Origin of the sequence: Ekhidna sp., assembly GCF_040220215.1 — a bacterium.
In the GTDB taxonomy this organism is placed as follows: domain Bacteria; phylum Bacteroidota; class Bacteroidia; order Cytophagales; family Cyclobacteriaceae; genus Ekhidna.
Genome location: NZ_JAVJTR010000027.1, coordinates 136,221 through 148,840, shown reverse-complemented (window position 1 = coordinate 148,840; position 12,620 = coordinate 136,221). Strand labels below are relative to the sequence as shown.

8 protein-coding genes are annotated in these 12,620 nt (G+C 39.0%); 2 read left to right on the top strand and 6 right to left on the bottom strand.

All coding sequences use genetic code 11. The features are described 5' to 3' along the window. The 3 genes from RIC88_RS19770 to RIC88_RS19760 form a co-directional block, all read right to left on the bottom strand. Positions 1–3,747 (bottom strand): FG-GAP-like repeat-containing protein (locus RIC88_RS19770; RefSeq protein ID WP_350219304.1); only part of this gene is annotated, 3,747 nt, incomplete at its 3' end. A gap of 123 nt (positions 3,748–3,870) precedes the next feature. After that, positions 3,871–5,010 carry a TIGR03032 family protein gene (locus tag RIC88_RS19765; RefSeq protein WP_350219303.1) on the bottom strand — a complete coding sequence of 380 codons (1,140 nt, stop codon included), beginning with the start codon at positions 5,008–5,010 and terminating at the stop codon, positions 3,871–3,873. 99 nt (positions 5,011–5,109) lie between these two features. Beyond that, positions 5,110–5,580: a hypothetical protein gene (locus RIC88_RS19760; RefSeq protein ID WP_350219302.1), complete on the bottom strand. Its 471-nt coding sequence runs from the start codon at positions 5,578–5,580 to the stop codon at positions 5,110–5,112. Positions 5,581–5,800: 220 nt separating this feature from the next. Between RIC88_RS19760 and RIC88_RS19755 the strand changes: the two genes are divergently transcribed. Beyond that, positions 5,801–6,940, top strand: a complete 1,140-nt coding sequence (locus tag RIC88_RS19755) for a cystathionine gamma-synthase (RefSeq protein WP_350219301.1) — start codon at positions 5,801–5,803, stop codon at positions 6,938–6,940. A gap of 192 nt (positions 6,941–7,132) precedes the next feature. Then, positions 7,133–9,400, top strand: coding sequence for a patatin-like phospholipase family protein (locus tag RIC88_RS19750; RefSeq protein ID WP_350219300.1), 2,268 nt, complete (start codon positions 7,133–7,135; stop codon positions 9,398–9,400). Here RIC88_RS19750 and RIC88_RS19745 read toward each other — a convergent pair. From RIC88_RS19745 to ald, 3 genes are all read right to left on the bottom strand, one after another. Beyond that, positions 9,378–10,088, bottom strand: a complete 711-nt coding sequence (locus RIC88_RS19745; RefSeq protein WP_350219299.1) for a LytR/AlgR family response regulator transcription factor — start codon at positions 10,086–10,088, stop codon at positions 9,378–9,380. The genes RIC88_RS19750 and RIC88_RS19745 overlap by 23 nt on opposite strands. After that, positions 10,085–11,116 carry a sensor histidine kinase gene (locus RIC88_RS19740; RefSeq protein WP_350219298.1) on the bottom strand — a complete coding sequence of 344 codons (1,032 nt, stop codon included), beginning with the start codon at positions 11,114–11,116 and terminating at the stop codon, positions 10,085–10,087. The genes RIC88_RS19745 and RIC88_RS19740 overlap by 4 nt, the downstream gene beginning before the upstream one ends. 143 nt (positions 11,117–11,259) lie before the next feature. After that, positions 11,260–12,372 (bottom strand): alanine dehydrogenase, encoded by a 1,113-nt coding sequence (gene ald, locus RIC88_RS19735; RefSeq protein ID WP_350219297.1) that lies wholly within the window; start codon positions 12,370–12,372, stop codon positions 11,260–11,262. Between the last annotated feature and the right edge of the window lie 248 nt (positions 12,373–12,620).

Genomic DNA, 12,620 nt, shown 5'->3' with positions numbered 1-12,620 from the left:
CGTTGGGGTAGAGTTAAGATTGTTGACTGTAAGTACAAATGCAGCTTCCGCACTTCCTTCTGAATCTGAGGCCGACAAGTAAATGTTGTAAGTATCCTGAGTCTCAAAATTTGGTGATGACTTGATTACCAGTTGATCTCCATCAATTAAGAACTTGGAATTATCTGCATCATTGGAGCCATCACCACTAGCAAGTGTGAACGTATGACTGTCTCCACTGTCTACATCATCAGCAGTCAAGGTAGCTACTGGTGTACCTCCTGCTATACCTTCATCAAAAGTGGTGCTTGACAGTTGGATACCTGTTGGGGCAGTGTTTATGTTATTAACAGTTACTGTCAACGCCTGTTCAAAACTATTTCCAAAGGAATCGGTTGTCTCAAGGTAAACGTTTAGGCTGTTTTGATCTTCAAAAGCAATCTGTTCTAATATGATAAGCTGATTCCCTTCAATAGCAAACTTGGAATTATCTGTATCATTAGATCCATCTCCTGTAATTAACTCAAAAGTGTGAGTATCACCACCGTTTGCATCTGTTGCTGAAATAGTAGCAATAGCAGTTCCTCCTACAGTGTGTTCATCGAAGCTTGTAGCTGAAAGTTCAATGGCGGTTGGTGCCTGATTGACATCATTTACATTTATGACCATTGCCTGTTCATACGTCTGATGACCATCATTGGCACTTAATAGAATGTTCAATTGAGGTGTATCCTCAAATTTTACATTTTTGGTCAAACGCAAACTATTTCCGTTTAAGGTGAAGTAGCTGTTATGCAAGTCATTGGAACCATCACCGGTAACTAAGGATAATATGTGATTATCTCCTGAATTTAGATCATCAACACTAATAGTTGCTACCTCAGTATCAATCGGCAAATGCTCATCGAAATCTGTTGAAGACAAATTGATTGATGTAGGAGAAACGTTTATATTTTTAAAAACCTTCAACTGGTTTTCACCTCCAGCTTCGGCACCAATATCGGCATGAAGTATAATATCAAGGTCATCATCGCCATCCACATCCATCATTTTGAAAGCCTCTCCACCCGCATCTTCGATATGCTGGAATGCAGTGAAGTACCCACTACCATCATTGGTAAATGTTTCAATGGACATGGTAAAGTCGTATTCTCCTCCTCCAACACCAACAGCTTTAAGATTCGTTGTAATCAGATCAAGATCCCCATCACCATCTATATCTGCCAAATCTATATTTCCCCAAAATTCACCTCCAAGAGCAATTGTTTGATGAAGTGAAAAGGAACCGTCACCGTCATTAACATGAAAGTCAACATGGATTTGATAATTGACATTATTTTCCCATCGCATAATAGCTATATCGGGTGATCCTTTACCATCAATATCTCCAATAGCTAACTCTGTTTCGCCTCCATCGCTATCGGTAATGACAGGAAAAAATGAACTACTAAACCCATAACCACCACCATCAAGATATTCACCTCCCAGAAACAAGACATCATTTCCATTGACCGTAGTGGCAAGCATATCTCCATATCCATCCCCATTGAAGTCTGCTATTTCTATTTCATTAAAATCACCTACGCCATCAAGTAATCCTGTACTTAAATCATTACTTAATAAGAAATATTGATTGCTGATCCAACTATCATTGCTATCTTCAAAAGTTCGAACAATAGCATAACCAGAAGCATTTGTTGCTTGAATAGCTATTTCATAAAGTCCATCGCCATCAAAATCACCGGTGATCATTTTATCTACATCACCAATCCCTGTTTGAAGTGTAGAGTAATCAACAAAACCGCTTTCACTTCTCTGACTGAGACGGACTTCACTACTACCAATGTCATGAACAACAAGATCTAAACCTCCATATGTATGCACAAAAGCTGCGTAGTTTTGTGGTCCGCTAAAAGCAGATAATTCCACGTCAGTGAAACTCCCACCATTCTGTTGTAATAGGCTATTATAAAACTGACTGTTTGGGGAAGTCAGGAAGACATCTGCATCACCATCCATATCGTAATCCCCAGAAACGAAAAAATCAACTTCTCTATTACCAAATAACTTAATAGGATTTGGATCAAAAGTTCCGTGACCATCTTCTGCCAGGTTGTTAATTTTAACCGTACCTCCTTCAACTCTGGATTTGTTACCATCTGAGATTTCAAAGAATAGATCTAAATCACTTCCTTTTGACTCCCAATCCAATTCCGCATTAATTGTTAATTCCCCAGTCCCAATATCAAAATTGAAAAATGAAGCATCATCTCCTGTTAAAGCGACAGTAATAGGATCTTCTTGAATATCGGAGAAGCCAAAAGTTCCAATTCTATGACCAATTGGTGTATTCTCATCTACAATTAAATCCCCCGAAAAATAAGAAAGTGACGGTGCTCCTTGATCAAAATATGTGGACACTTCTCCGTCACGAATACTAATCGTTGCTAAATCAAGATTATCATCACCATTTAAATCGGCTACAAACAGCGCATCGTTATCGGAAGTCATATTTCCAATCTCTCCTCCAAGGTTACCTCCGATTCCCTGCAAAATAGACCCATCAAAACTAAATAGTCTATTGTATGAGCCATTGGCTATGATTAGCTCATCATTCCCATCATTGTCAAAATCCCCTGACACCACATCATCAATGGTGTTTTCCCCAATAGAAGTTATTCCAACTGAATTGAATGAAAATGCCGATCCCTGTATATATTGATTGGATAAAGCGTATGCTGTCCCCTGTCCACCAAAGAAAATATCCAAATCACCGTCTCCATCAAAATCAAGTAATTCTATGTTGTTAAACTGATTATAATTTACCTGGTAAGCATATGCCGGACTAGCCGTGTCGAATATTGGGACTCCCTCAGCATCTCTTGTATTTTCTAATACAACTATGCTCCCTGTATAATATGGGCCGAATGGATAATAGGCATTATGAATGAGATCCATATCCCCATCATCGTCAAAATCAGCAAAAGTGAAACTATCAATATTACCTTCACCACCTATGGTTCCTACGCCTCCAAGATCAAAAATCCCAGTTTCACCTCCATAAGGTGAGAAGTTCCCGGAACCGTCATTTTCGAATACCTTCAAGTAGTTATATCCACTAGCTATTACAATATCTAAATCTCCATCCGAATCCCAATCAACTAATTGGATATCATCCGGGCGATTGCTGTATCCAATATAAGTTGAGGTGATGGCTCCAACCCCTGTGTTGATTCCCTTGTACAAATAAGTACCATCACCATTATTTGTAAAAATGAGGTCCATATCTGAATCTCCATCAATATCTCCTACTAAAAGTAATTGCCTGGCATAGGTCAGAGAGTTTGGTGCACTAAATTCATAGCTATCCTTGCCATCCCAATTTCCTACCTCACCTCCATTTGAAGTTGATACAATTAGTTCAAGTTCTTCATCTTGATCTATGTTAATTGCCACAATATCACGCGGTGGCGATATAGATACGGATGAGCTTTGATTTAAATAGATATTTGGATCTATTTGAGCAGTAGCCAGATTAGGCATTATGGAAGCTCCTGCAATGGAGCCGGCTACCATTGCTCCTCTTAAGGACATATTCCACCTCTCTAAGCGCTTCCCAAACTTCTCAACTTTAGAAATCAGACTTCTTTTCTTGCGTCTTGGCATAGTCTGAAACGTGCCATTCGCAATGTTTTTTTCTATTCTGGATTTGTACTTAAAATATTTAGCCCGGGTAGAATTCAGCAGGTGTCTTTGGTAGTGGTTCATACTGTTGCGATAAGGTGGACATTACAATGGCAACAGTAAATCTAATCAATACCGACTTCAAAGTCAATGTATATTATACAAATCAATCTTTGAATTATCCAGTAATTGATCCTTCTTTTGACGTTAATCTTCTGCCTTTTCAACCTCAGACTGATTAATATCATTCTCCTGTTCTTCTTTTTTAGGAGGTTCGGTCCAGAATATCTTCTGGGGAGTAATTATAGCTCGGGTATGCATATCACTCATTGTGTTCAAGATGTTTGGCCTGGTTAAGCCCGGCAGTACATGTACATCATAAAGCTCTTTTACTGCATTTTGATACTCGAGAATACCTTCCACTTGCTTTGTCCTCAAATTTACAATTGCAACTCCTGCAATTGGATTTTTGGAAGCAATAGGCATTTTACCAAAATCCTTACTATCCTCCCTGATCTTGGATAAACCGATGAATAGAAAGCCATTGTAGAACGACATCCCCCGGGCAAATCCGGGCACTTCACAGATCAATTCGTTTGACTTGGAAGGAACATGATACTTCCATAGCTCGCCTTTTGCGGATTGAAGATAGAAAATATCATCTCCTGTCAACCGCGGACTATGCGGCATGGCCAAACCATCGAGAATGATCTCATTTGACTCTACATCCATCAGGATACCTCCATCCAGTTTCTGATCTCTCCACCCTCCAGGTTTATCAGATTGACCAAGCGCCGTGACATACTTGGGAATCCCATCCTTTAATGTCATTCCATTTAAATGACACCTATCACCTGGTCGAAGCTCAGAAATAAAATTTGGTTTCCATTTGGGAAGAAAACTAAACCGTGGATCCAACTGAGCAATACATGAAAACTGGGTAATAACTGCCCATAGTCCACCTTTACCATAAGAAATATCGTGTGTGTCAACGCCACCGGTGTACCAGGATGAACGAGGAAGGTAGAGGGAGTCATAAACGTCTTTCTTTTGAGGATAAGATTTTCCCGCGTTATTAGATCGGTGGGTGAGAATAATTTCCGACATACAGGCTACCGCAAGATGCTTTCCATGAGATGCCACACCCATTGGCTTCCTGAAGTTTCTTGGGAGTTGAATGAGTTTGTCTTCGCTTTGCGGACTAAAAATCACTACTTTCCCAGTTTGATATGTACTCAAAACAAGACTGCTCTTTAAAGCATGGAGTATAGTTGCGAAAGATTTGCTGTGTTTATAGGTGAATGGGTTTTCAAGTTCTGATCCCAGAGAATCCGGAGTTGACTCCATATTTACTTCCTGATTTAGTAAACAGTGAATTTATCATCTTTTTATTCAGATGTAAAATTCAGCTGATTATACATTCAAAAGAGATATTAAATTATTATACTAGTTTTTTGATGCTGAAGAGATATGACGACCTTTAACCCAGTCGAAACGATTGAATTCCAATAAACGGGTTTCAGTTTCGTCATTAAAGATCTCTTCGATCACAATAAAGTGAAGGTGTTTATCAGGCGCGATATAACCTAAAAGAATATACTCCCATTCATTCCCATCCCACATGAATTTTAAAACATGGCATGAAATAATTTGCTCACCATGTCCGTAATCTGCTATTAGCGAACTCCTTTTTTGCTCATCAGCAACATAGTGGGCCGTTCGCTCCCACAGCTCTTCACGGTCTGTATAAGCATGAATAATTAGATCTCCATCTAATTGCGTGTGATCGTGCTTATGTTTGATCTTAAAATGATCAAAGGCATGTACCTGTGGGTCACTCACGTAAAATCCGGAATAAAATTGACCGGAAGAACAGAAAGCTGTAGTTAGTAGTAGTAGTGTGGTGATCTTTCTCATCGCTATAATTTTTTGATCGGTGGTTCAAAAATTCAATAGCTGTTGACTCTTCAATAATATTAATATTTCATGAAAAGAAACTCCAATAATCGTCGATTGGCATATCTACTTCGATAAATCAAAGAAATAGCTCAACCAACCCTTTTTCCGATAAATTTTCAAGAGCAGGAACTTAATTTATATATTGGGCCTTCTCCCAAAATACAAATAGCCTCACAGAATGAAATTCGGTACAAAAGCGCTTCATGCTGGCATAGAACCAGATCCATCTACAGGTGCAATCATGACCCCTATTTTTCAAACCTCTACATATGTCCAGGAAGGCCCGGGCATTCATAAAGGGTATGAATATGCCAGAACTAAAAACCCAACACGAACAGTCTTGGAAAACAACATTGCAGCTCTGGAGAATGCGAAATTTGGAAGGTGTTTTGCCTCCGGAATGAGCGCTACAGAAACCGTGATAAAAACCTTGCTTCCGGGGCATGAAGTTATTTGTACAGGAGATTTATATGGTGGCAGTTTTCGTCTCTTTACAAAGGTTTTTGAACAATTTGGGATAAAGTTCACCTTCGTAAATATGAAAGATCCAAAGAATGTTGAGGATGCAATTACAGATAAAACCAAACTTCTTTGGGTTGAAACACCCACCAATCCGATGATGAGTATCATCGACATTGAAGCTATTAGTAAGATTGGTAATAAACATGGAGCAAAAGTGGCTGTTGACAACACCTTTGCATCTCCTTATTTACAAAACCCATTGGATCTGGGTGCTGATATTGTCATGCATTCCGTAACCAAATACATCGCCGGTCACTCAGATGTAATCATGGGATTTTTGGGAACCAATGATCCCAAAGTGGATGAACAATTTGGGTTTATTCAGAAATCCAGTGGAGCTATCCCTGGTCCGCAAGATTGTTTTCTTGTTCTCAGGGGTATAAAAACCCTTCATCTGCGTATGCAAAGACATTGTGAGAATGGAAAGATTGTTGCCAACTATCTTAAAAAACATCCAAATGTAGATAAGGTCTTCTGGCCCGGTTTTGAAGATCATCCAAATCATGACATAGCCAAAAAACAAATGCGTGGATTTGGTGGGATGATTTCTTTCATTCAAAAAGAAGATACGATTGAAAAAGCCAATGAAACGCTAAGAAAGTTCAAGCTCTTTAGTTTGGCAGAATCTCTTGGGGGCGTAGAATCACTGGTCGGCCATCCGGCAACTATGACACATGCAAGCATTCCAAAAGAGCAACGGATACAAAGAGGGTTGACTGACTCACTCATCAGGCTTAGTGTGGGTATTGAAGATATAGACGATCTGATAGCAGATCTTGAGCAAGCGATAAAATAACTTAGGTAGCTAATCAAACAATAAACCCCGCTGATGCGGGGTTTTTTATGCTAAGTCGAAAAGACCTTATTTCGAGATTAGTAGTGAATCGATGGTATGAAGATAGTGACTATATTCGGAGGAATAGTTTTAGTTTCGACTAACCCACACAGACCTTCTATCATGGGGGAGAAATTACTCGATGAATAAAATATGAATAAACTCAAACAGGCATTTGATCAGCTAATACATTCGTTAATGATACAGCTGACCTTTCATCATTTCAAGAAAAACCTGGCGTTGCTCACTGTCTGGATAATCATCATTGCTGCGTTTTCGGGTGGACTGGGAAAGGTGTATGGAATTCACTATTTGTTTCTGGATCCGGAATACCTGGGCTCGGTTAGTTTTTGGAGTTTCTTTATTGTTGGACTTGCTTTTGGTAATCTTATCATGGCCTGGCATATCACCACCTATATTCTTGATGGTCACCGTTTTAGATTTATTGGTGTTTTACAGAGGCCTTTTACCAAATTTTCCATCAACAACAGCCTGATACCGATTGTTGCCTTGGTCATTTATATCATTTTTTTGGTTCAGTTTCAAGTGGAAAATGGCCTGGCGGAAACATCGGTGATAATCTTATATGTGCTTGGGCTCTTATTGGGAATTGTAGCTATGCACCTTTTGATGATCGTTTATTTCCGATTTACCAATAAGGATATTTTTATCTTTCTGGCAGGATCGCTGGATAGAAGACTTAGAAAAAATGTATTGAGCAGGGATCGGGTGATGAGCAGAGTGCGGGAAAATAAAGCTGACGAGTATAATGTCACCAATTATCTCGATTTGAAACTGAACAGGAGATCAACAGCCCACATTGTCGATTTTCCCAATAGAGAAGCGATTCTTCGCGTATTCGATCAAAACCACTTTAATTCTGTAGTGGTGGAGCTTTTTATAATAGCGATTATTCTTCTTTTAGGATTCTTTATGCATATAGAGTTTCTTCAAATACCTGCTGCCGCTAGTTCCCTGTTGATTTTTGCCATTGCAGTTATGCTGGTAGGTGCAATCAGCTACTGGTTCAAAGGATGGGGGCTCACATTTGCTCTTGGCATTTTCGTATTGGTAAATACTGGTGTAAAAACCGGTTTAGGCAAGGGAATCAATGAAGCAACTGGCCTTAATTACGATACGGTGAAAACAGATTACAGTGTTGATAATTTATTAAAGGTCCATTCAAAAGAGCAATACATCCACGATAAGCTCCATATGCTGGAAACATTGGAAAACTGGAAAGCCAAGTGGAAAAACCCGAAGCGACAAAAGATGGTATTTCTATGTGTAAGTGGTGGTGGCCAAAGAGCAGCTTTATGGGCGGTTACTTCCTTATTGAAAGCTGATAGTGCTCTTAATGGGTCTCTTATGGATCAAACTTTTCTGATCACCGGGGCTTCAGGTGGTGTAATTGGTGCTGCTTATTACCGGGAAATGCTCAGACGAAATTTTGACATCTCAAAAAAAGAAAATAAAAAGGAATTACTTGACAGAATGGGCAAGGACAATTTGAATCCAGTCATTTTTGGATTGCTGGTAAATGATCTGTTCTTTAAAATTAGAACTCATGAATATGCAAACAGAACCTATAGTGTTGATCGTGGCTTTGTATTTGAGAAAAACCTGAATAGAAATCTGGGCTATACACTCAATTATCAGATTGAGGATTATAAACAAGCTGAAGTCACTGCAAAAATCCCAACCTTAATTATGTCACCAACCATCGCAAATGATGGTCGGAAACTTTACATCTCTTCACAACCAATTTCTTATATGGGCGTCTCCTCGGCGGTATTAGGGGAAAAAGAGCATAAAATTAGAGGAGCCGATTTTCAAGCACTTTTTAGTGCCAACGAACCTGAAAAGCTAAGCTTCCTTACCGCACTAAGGATGTCTGCCTCTTTTCCTTACATTACTCCGAATATAAGCTTACCGGCAGAGCCAAGAGTGGAAATTATGGATGCTGGGATTTCTGACAATTTTGGTGTTTCTGATGCGATTAGGTTTATCAATGTATTTCAGGATTGGATAGCTGAAAATACGGGGGGAGTTGTTTTTCTGATTGTGCGGGATACAAAATCAAATGCGCCAATTGAAAAAAGACCAAACCCATCTGTAATCGATAGACTCACCTACCCTATTGCGAGTGTCTATAATAACCTTACCAATATGCAAGACATCAATAATGATTTTCGCCTGGAGCAAATGAGGTCATGGTTTGATGGGCCAATGGATATCATAGAGGTAGCTTACGATTCTTTCGAAAAAGGAGAAAAGACCTCTGAGATTGAACGTGCTTCTTTGAGTTGGCACCTTACAGCCAAAGAAAAGCAACACATCATTGAGAATATTAATATTGAAAGCAATAAGGTTGCGATTAAAAAATTACAGGATTTACTTAAAAACTCATCAAATCCTTAAATCGGGAAGTTTGTCTTCTGCTTACTTCTACCTCCGTTCCGTCTTTTAAGTACAGCCGGATTGTGCCACTGAACCATGGCTCAATTTTATCTATCCACTTCATGTTGATGATTTGCTGCCGATTGGCCCGGAAGAAAACTTTGGGGTCTAGCCTGCTCTCCATGTACTGGAGGGTTTTTGGAATCATCGGCTTATGCTCCTCAAAGTAGATCCGTGTGTAATTATCCCAAATTTCAAAAAGACGAACATCTTTTAGGGTAACAAACCAGCATTTCTCACCATCCTTTACAAAAACCTGACTATTCTCATTAAGTACATCTTTTGGAGAATCATCCTTTTCTATGTTTTCCCTTACCCTTTGAAGAGCTATTGATAAACGATCATCAGTGACAGGTTTTTTCAAGTAATCCAGTGCATTGTAATCGAAGGCTTTGATCGCATATTCGCTATATGCTGTGGTGAAAATTATCTGTGGTACTTCATCCAGCATCTCCAGTAGCTCGAATCCATCCTTATCAGGCATTTGAATATCCAGGAAGACAAGGTCGGGTTTTAGCTCTTCAATCAGTTTTTTTGCGTTATCTGCATTTTCGGCTTCTCCGATTACTTGGACGTCTTTATGGTTCTTCAGTAAAAACTGAAGTTCTTGACGAGCCAAGCGGGTATCATCTACAATTAATGCCTTCATTTTTCTATTGGTAATTTTAATCTTGATCGTACCATATTTCCCTGTTGAGCCAACTCCAAATCTGGCTCACTGTCGAATAATATCCTAATCCGTTCGGTTGCATTCCTAAGCCCTATTCCATTCCCAACATTTTTCTTAAGTTTTCCTGTATTGCTTACTTCCAAAACAAGATTGTTATCTTCTTTATCAATAGAAACAAGGATGTCTCCCCCGTTTTTGATCTGTGAGATACCATGCTTCACTGCATTTTCTGCCATCAGTTGGATTAACATTGGTGGGATTTTACACATACCCAGTTCATCATTAGACAGAATCTCATAATGCAACCTGTTTTCATAATGAATGCTTTCCAGTTCCAGGTATTTATTCACAATCTCAAGCTCTTCTTTCACAGTTACCATTTCGTTGTTGTTAAACTGGATTGAGTATCGTAATAGCTCCGATAAATGGGACACCATATCCCTGGCCTTCATGTGATCTTCTAAAATCAAAGCTCTGATATTATTCAAAGCATTGAACAAAAAGTGTGGGTTGATCTGAGCTTTTAGGGCGATCAACTCTGCATCTTTTACTGCCGTTTGTAACCGCCACTTTTCTACCTCTTCTTTCTTATAGTTTCTAAAAAAATAGATGATTAAGTATACTGCCGTCCAAAGGGCGAAATAGACAAAAGTTTGGAATGCAAAAAGGAAAAAAACGGTAATACTGAACTTTTCAATATCAATGATTTCCGTAGTAAGAGTAGTATATCCTACTACTATACCATTTGCCAGTAGTGATAGAACAATCAATGTAGGAATCAGTCGCAGAATTAACTTTTGAATCTTGAGTTTCAACCAACCATCCGACTTTATTTTATATCTCAGCAAATGAGTGGAAAGGAACATGACCCCTGCACTAAAGAACTGAGCCAGGATTACCCAAAAATCAACATTTTCATAGAATAGAAGTGCTACCCCCACACCAATTAAAGCGTAGGTAAACCATCCAATAGATTGTAGAAGCCAGTACGAATTGTTTCGGGTCATATCTAATTTCTTGGGACAAAGAAAAACGATGCAAAGCTTCTGTACCCCAGGCTTTAAGGCGAATGGTCATTACCAACAGATGAGTGGAAATAAAAAGCCCGTCTACCAAATGCAGACAGGCTTTATCATGAATTTTTCTTTTTTTACAAAAAATTATCGACCGGCGTGTATGGCATATCAAATGCATCGGCTACTCCTTTGTACACCACCTCACCATTGATCACATTCAATCCCAATTTCAACTCTTTGCTATCATTACAAGCCTGCTTCCATCCTTTATTAGCAAGTTGAATTGCGTATGGAAGTGTAGCATTGGTTAATGCTAAGGTAGACGTGTAAGGTACAGCACCCGGCATGTTCGCTACGCAATAGTGAACTACATCATCAATGATATAGGTTGGGTTTTCATGAGTCGTCGGCTTACATGTTTCAATACAACCACCCTGATCCACAGCAACGTCAACCAGGACTGTACCTGGCTGCATTTCTTTCAACATATCTTTGGTTATCAAGTTAGGCGCTTTTGCACCCGGTATTAATACAGCTCCAATAATCAAATCATGTGTGCTGATTAGTTCGCGAATATTGTATTCGCTACTCATGAATGTGTTTACATTAGCTGGCATGATATCATCCAGATACCTAAGACGCTGTAAGTTCAAGTCCAGAATAGTTACATCAGCTCCCATTCCTGCTGCCATTTTAGCTGCATTGGTACCAACGATACCTCCGCCAAGAATCATCACCTTAGCCGGACGTACACCAGGAACACCTCCTAATAATATACCTCTACCTTTTAATGGTTTTTCTAAATATTTTGCCCCTTCCTGAACAGACATACGACCGGCAACTTCAGACATAGGAATCAAAAGAGGAAGCGATCGATCAGGCATTTCTACTGTCTCGTAGGCCAGACAAACAGCCCCACTATCAATCATAGCTTTTGTCAATGGCTCATGAGAAGCAAAATGAAAGTATGTGAAAATCAGCTGATCCTTTTTACACAGCTTATATTCCGGTTCAATAGGCTCCTTTACCTTAATGATCATCTCAGCAATTCCGTACACATCCTCAATGGTAGGAAGAATCTTGGCACCTGCTTCCTCATATTGATCATCCGTGAATCCACTTCCTTCACCAGCTGTGGCTTGAATATAAATTTCGTGACCTCTTTTTGTAAATTCCACTACTCCTGATGGAGTTACTGCCACTCTATTCTCGTTATTTTTTATCTCTTTTGGAACGCCTATTATCATCGTATTATTTGTTATGGGATGGCAAATATAGGAAGTGTGTTTTAGAGAAAAACTAACATTTTAAAATACAAAATAAGCATGAAAGGAAAATCAAATATCACAATATATAATACCGATTAATTCGAATTAATAGAATTAAATATCGAACATATTTAAACATGGCCTGTATATCATAGTTTTATATGGGAATTCAAGCTTTCATAAGTAGTTGATTTTATGTACTTTTGAAAGTGGTCAGGTGTCAATAA

Excerpts from the sequence above, each read along its gene's own strand:
- RIC88_RS19765 (WP_350219303.1), bottom strand. The coding sequence starts at position 5,010 with ATGGAGTCAACTCCGGATTCTCTGGGATCAGAACTTGAAAACCCATTC.
- RIC88_RS19760 (WP_350219302.1), bottom strand. The coding sequence starts at position 5,580 with ATGAGAAAGATCACCACACTACTACTACTAACTACAGCTTTCTGTTCT.
- RIC88_RS19755 (WP_350219301.1), top strand. The coding sequence starts at position 5,801 with ATGAAATTCGGTACAAAAGCGCTTCATGCTGGCATAGAACCAGATCCA.
- RIC88_RS19750 (WP_350219300.1), top strand. The coding sequence starts at position 7,133 with ATGAATAAACTCAAACAGGCATTTGATCAGCTAATACATTCGTTAATG.
- RIC88_RS19745 (WP_350219299.1), bottom strand. The coding sequence starts at position 10,088 with ATGAAGGCATTAATTGTAGATGATACCCGCTTGGCTCGTCAAGAACTT.
- RIC88_RS19740 (WP_350219298.1), bottom strand. The coding sequence starts at position 11,116 with ATGACCCGAAACAATTCGTACTGGCTTCTACAATCTATTGGATGGTTT.
- ald (WP_350219297.1), bottom strand. The coding sequence starts at position 12,372 with ATGATAATAGGCGTTCCAAAAGAGATAAAAAATAACGAGAATAGAGTG.